Raw genomic sequence first — 14,157 nt, forward strand, 5'->3', positions numbered from 1 at the left:
ATGAGGGGTGGAACGGCAGGGGCTGCGCCGCCCGGGACGGCGCCCGGGCCGGGGGTCAGCGCAGCGGGGTCACAGGGTCTTGAGCAGCGCGTCGTAGGCGGGCGGGTCCATCAGCGCCTCGAACTGCTCCATGTGCGTGACGTGCACCTTGAAGAACCAGCCGTGGCCCATGGGGTCCTTGTTGGCCAGCGACGGGTCGGCGCGCAGTGCCTCGTTGACCTCGACCACCTCGCCCTCGACGGGCATGTAGAGATCGGCCGCGGCCTTCACCGATTCGACGACGCCGGCGACGTCGCCCTTCTTGTAGGTGCGCCCGACCTCGGGCAGGTCGACAAAGACCACGTCGCCCAGCGCGTCCTGCGCGTGCAGCGTGATGCCGACGACGGCGGCTTCGTGGTCCTCGATGTTGATCCATTCGTGGTCGGGGGTGAACATGGTGGTCATCGGCAACTCCTCTCTCTCGGGTCGTGGGAATTCAACGGTGGTAGCGGTGGGGCGTGAAGGGCATCGGCGACACCCGCATCGGCAGCCGCTTGCCGCGCACCTCGGCATAGACCTCGTGGTGCACGATGGCGTGGTTGGCAGCCAGGTAGGCCATGGCCACCGGCTCGAAGACGGTGGGGCCCAGCGTGCCGCTGGTGACATGGCCGAGCTTGTGGCCCTGGGCGTCGACGATGACGGCGCCTTCGCGCACCGGAACCTTCTCGAGGCCGACCAGGCCGACGCGCTTGACCGGGGCGCCGGTGGCCAATTGGCCCTCGATCACGCTGGCGCCGGGGTAGCCGCCGGCGCGCGCGCCACCGGGGCGACGCACCTTCTGGATGGCCCAGGCCAGGCCCGCTTCGATGGGCGTGGTGGTCTCGTTGATGTCGTGGCCGTAAAGGCACATCCCGGCCTCCAGGCGCAGCGTGTCGCGGGCACCCAGGCCGACGGGCTTGACCTCGGGCTCGGCCAGCAGCGAGCGGGCCAGGTCCACCGCACGGTCGGCCGGCACCGAGATCTCGAAGCCGTCCTCGCCGGTGTAGCCCGAGCGGGTGACGAAGCAGTCGGTCCCGGCCAGCGTGAAGTGGTCGCCGGTCATGAAGGTGAGGGCGGCCACGTCGGGGTTCAGTCGCGACAGCACGGCCGCCGCCTGCGGCCCCTGCAGCGCCAGCAGCGCGCGCTCGGGCATCGGGGTGATGCGGCAGCGGTGGCCGATGTTCGTGACCAGGTGGCGGGTGTCGGCGTCCTTGCAGCCGGCGTTGACGACCAGGAACAGGCCGCTGGCGCGGCGGCAGATCATCAGGTCGTCGAGCAAGCCGCCGCTGGCGTTGGTGAAGAAGGCGTAGCGCTGCTTGCCCATCGGCAGGTCGACCACGTCCACCGGCACCAGCGATTCGAGGGCCAGCGCCGCGTCGTCGCCGCTCAGTTCGAGCTGGCCCATGTGCGACACGTCGAACAGCGCGGCGTGGTCGCGGCAGTGGCGGTGCTCGGCCAGGATGCCGGTGGGGTAGTTCACCGGCATGGCGTAGCCGGCAAAGGGCACCATCTTGGCGCCGAGTTCGACGTGCAGCGCGTGCAGCGGGGTGTGGAGGAGATCGGTGCTCATGGCGGGCTTTCGAGGGCAGGCGACACACCACCTGCCGGTGGTGAGAAGGGCCCTCGCTGTCCGCTTTACCTGAGAGATTCGGCCGTGCCCCGATCCGGGTGGATTGGCAGGCCTTGCCCCTTCGGTGGGCTGCCATGCGGTGGGCACGGCAACCTCTCTCCAGTGAGGAAGGAAGTCAGTCCTTTTGCCTGAGCGTTCGGGTGGTCCCTGCGCCTTCGGCGGCCCCGCTGAAGGGGCTCTCTCCTGACCTCGATGAGTGTAGCAGCGGCATGGGGGCGCACGGTACGATCCGCCCATGCAAGACGACATCGCCAGCCTCCGCCGCATCCTGCGATCGTGCAAGACGATCGCGGTGGTCGGCCTCTCGGCCGAGTGGCATCGGCCCAGCCACTTCGCCGCCAAGTACCTGCAGCACCACGGCTACCGCATCATCCCGGTGAACCCGCGCTACAAGGAGATCCTCGGCGTGCCCTGCGTGGCCCGGCTCGAGGACATCGACGGCCCGGTGGACATGGTCGACGTGTTCCGCAAGCCCGACGACGTGCCCCCCATCGCCGCCAGCGCGGTGGCCATCGGCGCGAAGTGCCTGTGGCAGCAGCTCGGCGTGATGAACGCCGAGGCCGATGCCATGGCCCGCGCCGCGGGTCTGGATTCGGTGATGGACCGCTGCGTCAAGATCGAGCACGCGCGCCTGTTCGGCGGGCTGCACTGGGCCGGGGTCAACACCGGCGTCATCTCCGCACGGAGAGCCACCTGATGGCCGACCACCGCTTCAAGCCCGAGACCCTGGCCATCCATGCCGGCCAGATCCCCGATGCCGCCACCGGCGCGCGGGCCTTGCCCATCTACCAGACCACCAGCTTCGTGTTCGACAGCGCCGAACACGCCGCCAGCCTGTTCAACCTGCAGACCTTCGGCAACGTCTACTCTCGCCTGTCCAACCCCACGGTGGCGGCGCTGGAAGAGCGCGTGGCGGCGCTGGAGGGTGGCCGCGCCGCGGTGGCCTCGGCCAGCGGCATGGCCGCCGAATCGATGGTGTTCACCACCCTGCTGCAGTCGGGCGACCACGTGGTGGCGGCCGGCGCACTGTACGGCGGCACGGTGACCATGCTGGCGGTCAGCCTGGCCAAGTTCGGCATCACCACCAGCTTTGTCGACGCCACCGACCCCGCCGCCTTTGCCGCGGCGATGCGCCCCAACACCCGCGCGGTGTACGCCGAGAGCCTGGGCAATCCCAGCCTGGTGGTGCTGGACATCGCCGCCGTGGCCGAGGTGGCCCATGCGCACGGCGTGCCACTGGTCATCGACAACACGGTGCCCAGCCCGATGCTGTGCAACCCGATCGCGCTGGGCGCCGACATCGTGGTGCACTCGGCCACCAAGTACCTGGCCGGCCACGGCACCACGCTGGGCGGCGTGGTGGTGGAAAGCGGCAAGTTCCCGTGGGACAACGGCAAGTTCCCGGGCATGACCGAGCCGTCGCCGGGCTACCACGGCGTCAAGTTCTACGAGACCTTCGGCGACTTCGGCTTCACGATGCGCTGCCGCATGGAAACCCTGCGGGTGCACGGCGCGGCCCTGTCGCCGATGGCCGCGTGGCAGATCCTGCAGGGCGTTGAGACGCTGCCGGTGCGCATGGAGCGCCACTGCGCCAATGCGCTGGCGGTGGCGCGCTTCCTGCGCGACGACCAGCGCGTGAGCTTCGTCAACTACCCCGGGCTGGAAGACCATCCGCAGCACGCGCTGATGAAACGTCAGATGAGCGGCGCGTCGGGGCTGTTGGCGTTCGGGGTCAAGGGCGGCGAGGCCGCGGGCGTGGCCTTCATCGAGGCGGCGCAGTTCATGAGCCACCTGGTCAACATCGGCGACACGCGCACTTTGATCAGCCACCCGGCCTCGACCACGCACCGCCAGCTCGATGCGGCGCAGCAACTCGCCGCCGGCGTGCTGCCCGACATGGTGCGCATCTCGGTGGGGCTGGAGCACATCGACGACATCCTCTGGGACATCGACCAGGCGCTGGCGGCGGCGGTGAAATAGGCGGCCCTGCCGGGCTGTGCACGGCCGCCGTGCCGCGGCCGCTCAGGGCAGCCGCAGCACGCCGTCGGCCACCAGGCGAGCGACGTGCGCGTCGTCGAAGCCCAGTTCGGCCATCACCGCGCGGCCATGCTCGCCCAGGTGGGCGGCCGCGCCGGCCGGCGGCAGGGCGGCGCCGTCGAAGCGCGCCGCGGCGCGGGCCAGGCGCACGCGGCCGACGCCGCCCTGTGCGGGGTCGCCGTGGTCCACCTCGACCAGTGCCTGGTTGTGCCGCACCTGCGGGTGGTCGAGCACCTCGCCGCGGGCGTTGACGCGGCCGATCGGCGCGCCCTCGCGCCGAAACGACGCGACCAGTTCGTCGGTGGGCCGCTCGGCCATCAGCGGCTCGAGCAGCGCGCGCAGTTCGGCGCCATGGCGGTTGCGCGAGCGCAGCGTGGCGAAGCGCGGGTCGGCGGCCAGGTCGGGCCGCTGCAGCGCCCGGCACTGCGCCTCGAACTCGGCTTGTTGCGGGTTCATCGTGGCCACCCAGCCGTCGGCCGTGCGCCAAGGGCGCTGGGTGATGCCGAACTCGGGGAAGGGCGGTGGCGGCTCGTCGACGAAGGCATGGTTGTACATCGCATCGGGCCACTGGAAGGCCAGCACCGCGTCGAGCATGGCCACCTCCACCCGGCGGCCGCGGCCGTCGCGCTCACGCGCGAACAGCGCGGCCGTCACCGCCTGCGCGGCGGCCAGCGAGGTGAGCTTGTCGCACAGCGCCGAGCTCACCATCACCGGCGGACCGCCGGGCAGTGCATGTGACGCGGCCATGCCCGAGACGGCCTGGATCACGGCGTCGTAGACCTTGGCGTCGACCTCCGGGCCATCGGCGCCATAGCCGGTGATCGACAGCCGGATCAGCCGCGGGTTCAACGCCGCCAGCCGCTCGTCCTGCAGCCCCAGCCGGGCCATCACGCCGGGCCGGAAGTTGTCGACCAGCACGTCGGCGCGGCGCACCAGCGCGTCGAGCACCGGTGTGGCCGCGGGCGACTTCAGGTCGATCGCGATCGAGCGCTTGCCGCGGTTGGCCGCGATGAAGGTGGCCGACAGGTCGCCCTTGGCCGGCCCGATCATCCGGCAGGTGTCGCCCTCGGGCGACTCCACCTTGATGACCTCGGCGCCCTGGTCGGCCAGCAGCGCCGTGGCGATCGGCCCCGAGAACACCGTCGACAGGTCGACGATGCGGATGCCGGTCAGCGGACGGTTCACGTGTCAGCGGCCGTACACTTTGCCGAGTAGCTCCCAGGTCTTGCCATTGAACCGGGCCAGCATCTCGCGCTCGATCGGGAAGAAGTCGTCCGCGGTGGTCTTGACGTTGACGCCCGGCAGCAGCATCGGCAGGGTCAGGTCGAGGCTGGCGGCCTGCTTCATGACGTTGTCGCGGGTCAGGTTGTCGCCGGCCTGCTTGAGCACCTGCACCAGGCCCTGGGCGGCGGTGTAGCCGTAGACGTTGTTGACGTCCTTCAGGTCGCCGCTGGGCTGGTACTTCTTCATCCAGGCCAGCCAATCGTCCCATTCCTTGCCCTTCTGGAACTGCGGGTCGGTCGGGTCGCGCAGGTAGCTGGCGGTGTACACGCCGACGCCGTTCTCGAGGCCCGCCGGCGTCATCACCGAGCCGACCGACGCCGACACGCTGTTGAGGTAGTGGGTGGGCTTCCAGCCGATCTCGGCGGCCTTCTTGATGGCCTGCGCCGCGAACTTCGGCGTGGTGATGTTGAAGAAGGTGTCGGCGCCCGAGTTCTTCAGCGACAGCATCTGGCTGTCCACGGTGGGGTCGGTCACCTCGTACGAGACCTTCGAGACGATCATCGTCTTGGCCTTGTCGCCCAGGCCGTCCTCGAAGCCCTTCAGGTAGTCCTTGCCGTAGTCGTCGTTCTGGAACAGCACGGCGATCTTGGCGTTGGGCTTGGTCTCGAGGATGTGCGCCGCGAAGATCTTGGCCTCCGACTGGTAGGCCGGCTGCCAGCCCATCGTCCAGGGGAAGTTCTTCGGGTCGCCCCACTTGGTGGCGCCGGTGGCCAGGAAGAGGTGCGGCACCTTCTTCTGGTTCATGTACTTGTGGATCGCCGAGTTGGACGGCGTGCCCAGCGGGTTGAAGACCAGCAGCACCTCTTCTTCCTCGACCAGCTTGCGGGTCTGCTCCACCGCCTTGGCCGGGTTGTAGCCGTCGTCGAGCGAGATGAAGGTGATCTTGCGGCCGTTGACGCCGCCCTCGGCATTGACCTTCTCGAAGTAGGCGCTGATCGCCTTGCCGATGGCGCCGTAGGCCGACGCCGGGCCCGAGTAGGGGCTCAGGCCGCCGATCTTGATCTCCTTGTCGCTGGCGCCGGTGTCGTACTTCTTCTGCGCCTGTGCGCTGGCGCCCAGGGCGGCGATCGCGAGGCCGACGGCGGCGAACTTCCAATGGCTGAGCTTCATGGCGGGGAGTCTCCTGGTGGGGGTGGACGTTCTTGGGGGACGCTCGGGAGGAACGGGGCCGGACGCGCGGGCGTTGACGGGGTCAGCCCGCGGTCGGGGCCGCGGCACGACGCCGCCAGCGGCCCCACAGGGTCTTGAGCATGCCCATCACGCCGGTGGGCATCAGGTACATCAGGCCGATCAGGAACACGCCGTAGATCGCCCACGGCGCCGACTTCGAGATGTCGCCGGCGATGTTGGGCACGAACTGGATGAAGATCGCGCCGAAGATCGCGCCCGGGATCGACGCCAGCCCGCCGACGACCACGCCGACCAGGAAGGTGATCGACAGGAACACCGTGAAGCTGTCCGGCGAGACGAAGGCCACGGCGATGGCGCCCAGTGCGCCAGCCACGCCGGTGAAGGCCGCCGACACGCCGAAGGCCATCGACTTGAACACCGGCAGGTTGATGCCCATCGCGGTGGCGGCGATCGGGTGGTCGCGGATGGCGATCAGCGCCCGGCCGATGCGCCCGCGCAGCAGGTTCCAGGCGAGCAGGAACATCAGTGCGGCCACGGCCAGTGTGAAGAAGTAGAGCCAGCGGTCGGCATTGAACGGCTGGTCAAGGAAGCGGAAGGTGAAGGGTGGTTCGGGCTTGTTCAGCACGATGCCCTGCACCCCACCGGTGAGGCCCTCGATCTTCTTGTACTTGAGCAGTTGCGGGATCGCCAGCGCCAGCGCGAAGGTGGCCAGCGCCAGGTAGTGCCCGCCCAGCCGAAGCGCCGGAAACCCCATCAGGAAGCCCAGGCCGAAGCACAGCACGCCGGCCACCGGCAGCGTGGCCCAGTAGGGCATGCCGGCCTGGTCCATCAGGATGGCGGTGGCGTAGGCGCCGATGGCGTAGAACGCGCCATGGCCCAGCGAGATCTGGCCATTGAAGCCGGTGAGGATGTTCAGGCCCAGCACCGCGATGGCGTAGATCAGCACCAGGTTGAACTGGAACACACGGTAGTTCTTGACCAGGAAGGGCAGCACCACCACCGCCGCCACGGCCAGCGCGGTGAGCAGCCAGAAGCGGGCCGAGCGGGGTTCGTTACTCATACCCGCGTCACCACATGCTTGCCGAACAGACCTGCCGGTTTGAGCGTGAGGATGGCCACGATCAGCACCAGGGCCACGCTGAGCTTGAGTTCGGTGCCGATGACGTAGGCGCCGAGCAGGTTCTCGAGCACGCCGACGATGAAGCCACCCAACACCGCGCCGCCGGGGTTGTCGATGCCGCCCAGCAGCGCCGCGGCAAAGCCGTACAGCAGGATGCCCGACATCATGTTCGGGTCGAGGTAGACGATGGGGGCCACCATCATGCCGGCCACCGCGCCGATGGCTGCCGCCAGGCCCCAGCCCACCGCCAGCATCCACGACACGCGGATGCCCACCAGCCGGGCCGATTCAGGGTTCTGCGCCGCGGCCCGCATCGCCAGCCCCACCGGCGTGAAGCGGAAGAAGGCGTACAGCGAGCCCAGCACACACAGCATCACCGCCACCGAGCCGACGTCGTGCGACGAAAAGTACCTGGTCGCGACGATCGACTTCTGCGGGAACGGGCTCGGGAAGGCCTTGATCGTGTGCTCGAAGATCCAGCCGGCCAGCGAGTTGAAGATGACCAGCAGGCCGATGAAGACGATCACGTTGGTCAGCACCGGCGCCTTCTCGACCGGCCGCAGGATGATGCGCTGCACCAGCAGGCCGCCGACGAAGGAGATGGCCACGGTGAGAAAGAACGCCACCCAGTACGACATGCCCGTCTGGATGAGCGCCCAGGCGATGAAGGTGGAGAAGGTGGCCATCTCGCCCTGGGCGAAATTGATGTGGTGCGTGGCCTGGTAGATCATCACCAGCGCCAGCGCCACCGAGCCGTAGATGCAGCCATTGGCCAGGCCCGAGAAGATCTGGTGGAGCAGGGCGTCCATGGGCAGGGGCCTCCGGTCAGTAACCGAGGTAGGCGCGGCGCACCGACTCGTCGCGCTTGATCTCGTCGGCCGGGCCCGACAGGGCCACGGTGCCGGTTTCCAGCAGGTAGGCGTGGTGCGCCAGGTCGAGCGCCAGGCTGGCGTTCTGCTCGACCACCAGCATGGTGACGCCGTCCTCCTCGTTGATGCGCCGCATGATGCGGAAGATCTCGGCGACGACGAGCGGCGCCAGGCCGAACGAGGGTTCGTCCAGCAGCAGCAGCCGCGGCCGCAGCATCAGCGCGCGGCTGATCGCCAGCATCTGCTGCTCGCCGCCCGACAGCGTGCCGGCCTGCTGGTGGCGGCGTTCGGCCAGCCGCGGAAAGCGCATGTAGGTCTTCTCGATGTCGTGCCCGATCTCGCCGCGGTCCTTGCGCACGTAGGCGCCGAGCTTGAGGTTCTCTTCCACCGACAGCGCGGTGAAGGTGCCGCGGCCGTCGGGCACGTGGGCCACGCCCAGGCGCACCACGTTCTCGGTCGACTGGCCCACCAGTTGCCGGCCCTCGAACTCGAGGCTGCCGGTGGTGCGCACCATCTGGCAGATGGCGCGCAGCGTGGTGGTCTTGCCGGCGCCATTGGCGCCGAGGATGGCGGTGATCTGGCCGGCCTCGAGCGCGAAGTCGATGCCGAACAGCACCGGCGTGGCGCCGTAAGAGGCGCCGAGCTTCTTCGCATCGAGCAGGCGGGTCATGTCGTCACCACGCCGGCCGACGCCTCGGCGGGCGCGCCCAGGTAGGCCTCGATCACTTCCGGGTGCTGCTGGATCTCGGCCGGCGAGCCTTCGGCGATCTTGCGGCCGAAGTTGAGCGCCACGATGTGGTCCGACACGCTCATCACCAGGCTCATGTGGTGCTCGACCAGCAGCACGGTGATCTTCAGCCGGTCGCGGATGTCGGTGATGAGCCGCCCCAGGTCGGCCAGTTCTTCGTGGTTGAGGCCGGCGGCCGGCTCGTCGAGCAACAGCAGCTTGGGGTCGGCGGCCAGCGCGCGGCCGAGCTCGACGCGCTTCTGCGTGCCGAAGGGCAGGTCGCCCGCGGCCCGGTCGGCGAAGGGCGAGAGTGCCAGGTAATCCATGATCTCGTCGGCGCGCTGGCGCAGCCGGCGCTCTTCGGCGCTGACCTTCGGCAGCCGCAGCGCGCTGGCGAAGAAGCCCGCGGCCGAGCGCGAGTGGGCGCCGATCATGATGTTGTCGCGCACCGGCAGCGTGCGGAACATCGCCAGGTTCTGGAAGGTGCGGCCCAGCCCCAGCGAGGCGATCTGGTGGGTGGGCATCGCGGTGATCGACCGGCCCTCGAACTGGATGTCGCCGGACTGGTAGGCGTACAGCCGGCTCAGGCAGTTGAACAGCGTGGTCTTGCCCGCCCCGTTGGGGCCGATCAGGCCGCAGACGTCGCCCCGCGTGACGTCGAAGCTCACGCCGTCCAGCGCCACGATGCCACCGAACCGGACGGTGACGCCGCGCACGCTGAGCAGAGGGCTGGAACGGTCGTTCATCCGGGGAGGCTGTGCTGGACCACGGGCCGGGCAGGCCGGATTGGGGATGGCGCCGTTTATAGGTGGGCCCCCCCTCAGGGGACACCCGTGCTTGCCCTGACACCACGGCGACAGGCCCCTGCTTGCAGGTGAGAATCGGGTTAGCCTGTCAGCCCCGCCTTCGGAGTGACCATGAGCATCTACGACCAGCACCTCGACCGCCAGCGCGCCAACTTCACGGCCCTGTCGCCGGTGAGCTTCGTCGAGCGCAGCGCCGAGGTCTTCGGCGACCTGCCGTCGGTGGTGCACGGCGCGCGGCGCTACACCTGGGCGCAGACGCGCGAGCGCTCGGCGCGGCTGGCCGCGGCGCTGCGCGCGCTGGGCGTCGGGCGCGGCAGCACCGTCAGCGCGATGCTGCCCAACACGCCCGAGATGGTGGAGGTGCACTACGCGGTGCCGGCTGTCAACGCCGTGCTCAACACGCTGAACACGCGGCTCGATGCGCCGCTGCTGGCCTGGCAGATGAACCACTGCGAGGCGGCCGTGGTCATCACCGACCGCGAGTTCGCGGCCGTGATGGGCCAGGCGCTGCAACAGATGCGCGACGGGTTCGGCCGCACGCCGATCGTCATCGACGTCGACGACACCGAGTACACCGGTCCTGGCGAGCGCCTCGGCGCGCACGAGTACGAGGCGCTGCTGGCCGCGCATGCGCCGGTCGAGGCGCTGGAGGGCCCGGCCGACGAGTGGGACGCCATCGCGGTCAGCTACACCAGCGGCACCACCGGCGACCCCAAGGGCGTGGTCACCCACCACCGCGGCGCCTACCTCAACGCGGTGTGCAACGCGGCCACCTGGACCATGCCGCACTTCCCGCGCTACCTGTGGACGCTGCCGATGTTCCACTGCAATGGCTGGTGCTTCCCGTGGACCGTGGCCATGCTCGGCGGCACCCACGTGTGCCTGCGGCGCGTGGAGGCCCGGGCCATCCTCGACGCGATGCGCGAGCACCGGGTCGACCACTACTGCGCCGCGCCCATCGTGCACAGCCTCATCTACAACGCGCCGGCCGAACTGCGCGCCGGCCTGCCCGAAGGCATCCGCGGCATGGTGGCCGGCGCAGCGCCGCCGGCGGCGATGATCGAGGGCATGGCGAAGATCGGCGTCGACATCACCCACGTCTATGGCCTGACCGAGGTGTACGGCCCGGCCTCGGTGGCCGTCAAGCGCGACAGCTGGGCGGCCGAGAGCCTGTCCGAGCAGACGCGGCTGAACGGCCGCCAGGGCGTGCGCTACCTGCTGCAGGAGGGCATGACCGTGCTGCACCCGCAGACCCTGGCACCGATCCCGGCCGACGGCCAGACCATGGGCGAGATCATGTTCCGCGGCAACATCGTGATGAAGGGCTACCTCAAGAACCCGGCGGCCACCGACAAGGCCTTCGAGGGGGGCTGGTTCCACACCGGCGACCTGGCGGTGATGGAGCCCGACCGCTACGTGAAGATCCGCGACCGCAGCAAGGACGTGATCATCTCCGGCGGCGAGAACATCAGCTCGATCGAGGTCGAAGATGCGCTGTACCGCCACCCCGCGGTGATGGCCTGCGCCGTGGTGGCCAAGCCCGACCCGAAGTGGGGCGAGACGCCGCTGGCCTTCGTCGAGCTGCAGTTCGGCGCCCAGGTCACGGTGGACGAACTGGTGGCCCACTGCAAGGGGCTGCTGGCCGGCTACAAGGTGCCGCGCGAGATCCGCTTCGAGGCCATCCCCAAGACGTCCACCGGCAAGATCCAGAAGTTCCAGCTGCGCGAACGGGCCCGCTCGTCCAGCGCCATCGAATGACCGACCGAGGAACCGACACCATGCTCACCACCGACGATCCACTGCTGATCCGCACCGCCGACGCGCGCGGCGTGGTCACCCTCACGCTGAACCGGCCGCAGGCCTTCAACGCGCTGTCCGAGGCCATGCTGGCCGCGCTGCAGACCGAACTGGACCAGATCGCCGACGACCCGTCGGTGCGCGTGCTGGTCATCGGCGCAGCGGGCCGCGCCTTCTGTGCCGGGCACGACCTGCGAGAGATGCGCGCCGAGCCCTCGCAGGCGTACTACGAGCGCCTGTTTGCCGACTGCGGCCGCATGATGATGTCGATCCAGAAGCTGCCGGTACCGGTGATCGCCAAGGTGCACGGCATCGCCACCGCGGCCGGCTGCCAGCTGGTGGCGATGTGCGACCTGGCGGTGGCGGCGCGCGACGCGCGCTTTGCCGTCAGCGGCGTCAACCTGGGGTTGTTCTGCGCCACGCCCAGCGTGGCGCTGTCGCGCAACCTGGGCCGCAAGGCCGCCTTCGAGATGCTGGTCACCGGCGCCTTCATCAGCGCCGACGAGGCCCTGGCCAAGGGGCTGATCAACCGCGTGGCCGATCCGGCCGAGCTGGACGCGGCAGTGGAGGCGCTGGTGGCGTCCATCGTCGGCAAGCCGGCGGTGGCGCTGGCCATGGGCAAGGCGCTGTTCTACCGCCAGCTCGAAAAGGGCATCGAAGCCGCCTATGCCGATGCCGGCGACACGATGGCCTGCAACATGATGGACGACTCGGCGCTGGAAGGCGTGCAGGCCTTCATCGAGAAGCGGCCGCCGAACTGGAAGTAGCCGCTCATGCCTTTGGGTTTGATGAGACCTTGTGTCTCATCAAACGGCCCTTGTGCGCTTCGCGCGAAAGGGACGTGTTCGCCGCGATGCGGCTCACCCCTTCGGGTTTGATGAGACCTTGTGTCTCATCAATCGTCCCTTTTCCCGCTCCCAATCGCGCTTCTTCTCGGTCTCGCGCTTGTCGTGCTGGGCCTTGCCTTTGGCCAGCGCGATTTCGGCCTTCACGCGGCCGCCCTTGAAGTGCAGGTTCAGCGGCACCAGGGTGAAGCCCTTCTGCTCGACCTTGCCGACCAGGCGCTTGATCTCTTCCTTGTGCATCAGCAGCTTCTTGGTGCGGTCGGCCTCCGGACTGACGTGGGTGGAGGCGGAGCGCAGCGCGTTGATGCGGCAGCCGATGAGGTAGAGCTCGCCGTTCTTGATGACCACGTAGCCGTCGGTCAGCTGCACCTGGCCAGCGCGGATGGCCTTGATCTCCCAGCCCTGCAACACCATGCCGGCCTCATGTCGTTCTTCGACGTGATAGTCGTATCGGGCTCGGCGGTTTTCTGCGATCGTTGCGGACATGGCGGGACACTAGAATTTGGGCATTGTATGAAGCATGTGAAAAAGTCAGTCCTGTTGTGGTACTCGCCTCGCGAGATGTACGAGCTGGTCACGGGCGTCGAGTCCTATCCGAGCTTCCTGCCCTGGTGCGAGCGCTCCGAGGTGCTCGAAACCCACGACGACGGCATGACGGTGCGGCTGCACCTGGGCTACAGCGGGTTGAAGCACGCCTTCACCACCCGCAATGCCCACGTGCCCGACGAGTCGGTGGTGATGCGCCTGGTCGACGGCCCCTTCTCGGTGCTCGACGGCACCTGGCTGTTCAAGGCCCTGGGCGCGCCCGGCAGCCCGCCGGCCTGCCGCGTCGAGTTCGACCTGAGCTACGCCTTTTCCAGCCGGCCGCTCGAGGCCGTGCTCAGCCCGGTGTTCGACCGCGTGGCCAACACCTTCATCGAATCCTTCGTGCACCGCGCCGAGCAGGTGTATGGGGCCCGCTGAGATCCACGTCGAGGTGGTGTACGCGGCCGGCCCACACCAGGTGGACCTGCGCCAGCTGAACTTACCGAAGGGGGCCACGGCCGCCGATGCCCTGCGCGCCAGCGGCGTGCTCGCCGGCTGGCCGGCGGAGCAGGTGGACGCCTTGAGGCTGGGCTGCTGGGGCCGGGCCTGCGACCCCGGCCTGGTGCTGCGCGACCGCGACCGCATCGAGCTGTACCGGCCGCTGCTGGTCGACCCGAAGGAGGCCCGACGCCTGCGCTATCGGCGCGACGGGATCCGCAAGAAAGTGAAGCCGCCTCGGCGGTGAGGGCCACGCCAGCCTGGCGGCTTCGACGCGCCGCCGGTGCCGCGTTCAGCGGCAGTCGGAATCCATGACACGGCGGGCGGTGGCCATTTCGTCGGCCCGGCCCTTGTCGTCGAGGATCTCGCGTTCGCCGCTGGTGTTGACCCGCGCGATGCGTTGTCCGCTCTGCAGCGCGGCCATCTGCTGGCGTGCGCGTTGGCAATTCTCGGCGCGCAGGGCGGCCTGCTTGTCTTCTTCGGCCTTGGCCTTGGCCTGCTGCTCGGCCTCGAGCTTCTTGCGACGAGCCTCGAGCTCGGGGTCGACGGTGGGCCGCGAGGCGGCGCTGGCGGACCCCATGGCCGCGGAGGCCGCGGGGGTGGCGACGGGCACCGCAGTGGCGGCACGCCGAACCTGGACGTTGGGGCGCTGCAAGATGTCCTTGTCCTGCACCTCGCGAGGCGGCGGGATGTCACTGACATGCACCTGCCCCTTGCTGTCTTTCCACTTCCACTGGGCCTGAACCGGCGATGCCGCCAGGGCCAGCAGCATCAGACTGCACAGCAGGGGGGTGGAACGCATGGCGGGCCTCGAGAATCGATGTTGCCAGTGTAACGATCAGCGGACGCGTGTGTTGGCACAAAAGGTGA

Annotated in this window: 16 protein-coding genes and 1 riboswitch; of the genes, 6 read left to right on the forward strand and 10 right to left on the reverse strand. The window is 69.1% G+C overall.

All coding sequences use genetic code 11. The features are described from left to right. Window positions 1-69 precede the first annotated feature (69 nt). Window positions 70-444, reverse strand: a complete 375-nt coding sequence (gene gcvH, locus EOINJALH_RS30445; RefSeq protein ID WP_088287384.1) for a glycine cleavage system protein GcvH — start codon at window positions 442-444, stop codon at window positions 70-72. 31 nt (window positions 445-475) lie between these two features. After that, on the reverse strand, window positions 476-1,588 hold the full coding sequence (gene gcvT / locus EOINJALH_RS30450; protein WP_088287386.1) for a glycine cleavage system aminomethyltransferase GcvT: 1,113 nt from the start codon (window positions 1,586-1,588) through the stop codon (window positions 476-478). Window positions 1,589-1,754: 166 nt separating this feature from the next. Next, a riboswitch (glycine riboswitch) is annotated at window positions 1,755-1,844 on the reverse strand. Window positions 1,845-1,883: 39 nt separating this feature from the next. On the opposite strand from gcvT, the gene EOINJALH_RS30455 reads away from it, so the two are divergent. Both EOINJALH_RS30455 and EOINJALH_RS30460 read left to right on the forward strand, forming a co-directional pair. Beyond that, complete coding sequence (locus EOINJALH_RS30455) at window positions 1,884-2,345, forward strand: CoA-binding protein (RefSeq protein WP_088287388.1); 462 nt, start codon at window positions 1,884-1,886, stop codon at window positions 2,343-2,345. After that, entirely contained in the window at window positions 2,345-3,628 is a 1,284-nt protein-coding gene (locus EOINJALH_RS30460; protein WP_088287390.1) for an O-acetylhomoserine aminocarboxypropyltransferase/cysteine synthase family protein, read from the forward strand. Before EOINJALH_RS30455 ends, EOINJALH_RS30460 begins: the two co-directional genes overlap by 1 nt. Before the next feature lie 42 nt (window positions 3,629-3,670). Here EOINJALH_RS30460 and EOINJALH_RS30465 read toward each other — a convergent pair whose 3' ends face one another. The 6 genes from EOINJALH_RS30465 to EOINJALH_RS30490 form a co-directional block, all read right to left on the reverse strand. Further along, on the reverse strand, window positions 3,671-4,870 hold the full coding sequence (locus EOINJALH_RS30465; protein ID WP_088287392.1) for a CaiB/BaiF CoA-transferase family protein: 1,200 nt from the start codon (window positions 4,868-4,870) through the stop codon (window positions 3,671-3,673). Window positions 4,871-4,873: 3 nt separating this feature from the next. Further along, window positions 4,874-6,079, reverse strand: coding sequence for an ABC transporter substrate-binding protein (locus EOINJALH_RS30470; RefSeq protein WP_088287394.1), 1,206 nt, complete (start codon window positions 6,077-6,079; stop codon window positions 4,874-4,876). An 82-nt stretch (window positions 6,080-6,161) separates the two neighbouring features. Further along, window positions 6,162-7,160 carry a branched-chain amino acid ABC transporter permease gene (locus tag EOINJALH_RS30475; RefSeq protein WP_088287396.1) on the reverse strand — a complete coding sequence of 333 codons (999 nt, stop codon included), beginning with the start codon at window positions 7,158-7,160 and terminating at the stop codon, window positions 6,162-6,164. Then, window positions 7,157-8,029 (reverse strand): branched-chain amino acid ABC transporter permease, encoded by an 873-nt coding sequence (locus EOINJALH_RS30480; protein WP_088287398.1) that lies wholly within the window; start codon window positions 8,027-8,029, stop codon window positions 7,157-7,159. Before EOINJALH_RS30480 ends, EOINJALH_RS30475 begins: the two co-directional genes overlap by 4 nt. A 16-nt stretch (window positions 8,030-8,045) precedes the next feature. Further along, window positions 8,046-8,759, reverse strand: coding sequence for an ABC transporter ATP-binding protein (locus tag EOINJALH_RS30485; protein ID WP_088287400.1), 714 nt, complete (start codon window positions 8,757-8,759; stop codon window positions 8,046-8,048). Continuing rightward, a complete protein-coding gene (locus EOINJALH_RS30490) occupies window positions 8,756-9,562 on the reverse strand; it encodes an ABC transporter ATP-binding protein (RefSeq protein WP_088287402.1) in 807 nt (268 codons plus the stop codon). Before EOINJALH_RS30490 ends, EOINJALH_RS30485 begins: the two co-directional genes overlap by 4 nt. A gap of 171 nt (window positions 9,563-9,733) precedes the next feature. Between EOINJALH_RS30490 and EOINJALH_RS30495 the strand changes: the two genes are divergently transcribed. Together EOINJALH_RS30495 and EOINJALH_RS30500 are read left to right on the forward strand one after the other, a co-directional pair. Further along, the gene (locus EOINJALH_RS30495; RefSeq protein WP_088287404.1) at window positions 9,734-11,380 is read left to right on the forward strand and encodes an acyl-CoA synthetase; all 1,647 of its coding nucleotides are present in this window, start codon (window positions 9,734-9,736) and stop codon (window positions 11,378-11,380) included. A gap of 20 nt (window positions 11,381-11,400) precedes the next feature. Continuing rightward, window positions 11,401-12,186: an enoyl-CoA hydratase gene (locus tag EOINJALH_RS30500; RefSeq protein ID WP_088287406.1), complete on the forward strand. Its 786-nt coding sequence runs from the start codon at window positions 11,401-11,403 to the stop codon at window positions 12,184-12,186. 93 nt (window positions 12,187-12,279) lie between these two features. On the opposite strand, the gene smpB is transcribed toward EOINJALH_RS30500, so the two are convergent. Beyond that, window positions 12,280-12,750, reverse strand: a complete 471-nt coding sequence (gene smpB / locus EOINJALH_RS30505; protein ID WP_088287407.1) for an SsrA-binding protein SmpB — start codon at window positions 12,748-12,750, stop codon at window positions 12,280-12,282. A 27-nt stretch (window positions 12,751-12,777) separates the two neighbouring features. On the opposite strand from smpB, the gene EOINJALH_RS30510 reads away from it, so the two are divergent. Beyond that, window positions 12,778-13,227 carry a type II toxin-antitoxin system RatA family toxin gene (locus tag EOINJALH_RS30510; protein ID WP_088287409.1) on the forward strand — a complete coding sequence of 150 codons (450 nt, stop codon included), beginning with the start codon at window positions 12,778-12,780 and terminating at the stop codon, window positions 13,225-13,227. Next, on the forward strand, window positions 13,214-13,534 hold the full coding sequence (locus EOINJALH_RS30515; protein WP_088287411.1) for an RnfH family protein: 321 nt from the start codon (window positions 13,214-13,216) through the stop codon (window positions 13,532-13,534). Before EOINJALH_RS30510 ends, EOINJALH_RS30515 begins: the two co-directional genes overlap by 14 nt. 45 nt (window positions 13,535-13,579) lie before the next feature. On the opposite strand, the gene EOINJALH_RS30520 is transcribed toward EOINJALH_RS30515, so the two are convergent. Further along, window positions 13,580-14,089: a DUF4124 domain-containing protein gene (locus EOINJALH_RS30520; RefSeq protein WP_088287412.1), complete on the reverse strand. Its 510-nt coding sequence runs from the start codon at window positions 14,087-14,089 to the stop codon at window positions 13,580-13,582. Window positions 14,090-14,157 lie beyond the last annotated feature (68 nt).

The organism is Ideonella sp. A 288, from assembly GCF_002198735.1.
Lineage (GTDB): Bacteria > Pseudomonadota > Gammaproteobacteria > Burkholderiales > Burkholderiaceae_C > Pseudaquabacterium.

Coding starts and splice junctions, on each gene's coding strand:
- gcvH (WP_088287384.1), bottom strand. CDS start 444: ATGACCACCATGTTCACCCCCGACCACGAATGGATCAACATCGAGGAC.
- gcvT (WP_088287386.1), bottom strand. CDS start 1,588: ATGAGCACCGATCTCCTCCACACCCCGCTGCACGCGCTGCACGTCGAA.
- EOINJALH_RS30455 (WP_088287388.1), top strand. CDS start 1,884: ATGCAAGACGACATCGCCAGCCTCCGCCGCATCCTGCGATCGTGCAAG.
- EOINJALH_RS30460 (WP_088287390.1), top strand. CDS start 2,345: ATGGCCGACCACCGCTTCAAGCCCGAGACCCTGGCCATCCATGCCGGC.
- EOINJALH_RS30470 (WP_088287394.1), bottom strand. CDS start 6,079: ATGAAGCTCAGCCATTGGAAGTTCGCCGCCGTCGGCCTCGCGATCGCC.
- EOINJALH_RS30475 (WP_088287396.1), bottom strand. CDS start 7,160: ATGAGTAACGAACCCCGCTCGGCCCGCTTCTGGCTGCTCACCGCGCTG.
- EOINJALH_RS30480 (WP_088287398.1), bottom strand. CDS start 8,029: ATGGACGCCCTGCTCCACCAGATCTTCTCGGGCCTGGCCAATGGCTGC.
- EOINJALH_RS30485 (WP_088287400.1), bottom strand. CDS start 8,759: ATGACCCGCCTGCTCGATGCGAAGAAGCTCGGCGCCTCTTACGGCGCC.
- EOINJALH_RS30490 (WP_088287402.1), bottom strand. CDS start 9,562: ATGAACGACCGTTCCAGCCCTCTGCTCAGCGTGCGCGGCGTCACCGTC.
- EOINJALH_RS30495 (WP_088287404.1), top strand. CDS start 9,734: ATGAGCATCTACGACCAGCACCTCGACCGCCAGCGCGCCAACTTCACG.
- EOINJALH_RS30500 (WP_088287406.1), top strand. CDS start 11,401: ATGCTCACCACCGACGATCCACTGCTGATCCGCACCGCCGACGCGCGC.
- smpB (WP_088287407.1), bottom strand. CDS start 12,750: ATGTCCGCAACGATCGCAGAAAACCGCCGAGCCCGATACGACTATCAC.
- EOINJALH_RS30510 (WP_088287409.1), top strand. CDS start 12,778: ATGAAGCATGTGAAAAAGTCAGTCCTGTTGTGGTACTCGCCTCGCGAG.
- EOINJALH_RS30515 (WP_088287411.1), top strand. CDS start 13,214: ATGGGGCCCGCTGAGATCCACGTCGAGGTGGTGTACGCGGCCGGCCCA.
- EOINJALH_RS30520 (WP_088287412.1), bottom strand. CDS start 14,089: ATGCGTTCCACCCCCCTGCTGTGCAGTCTGATGCTGCTGGCCCTGGCG.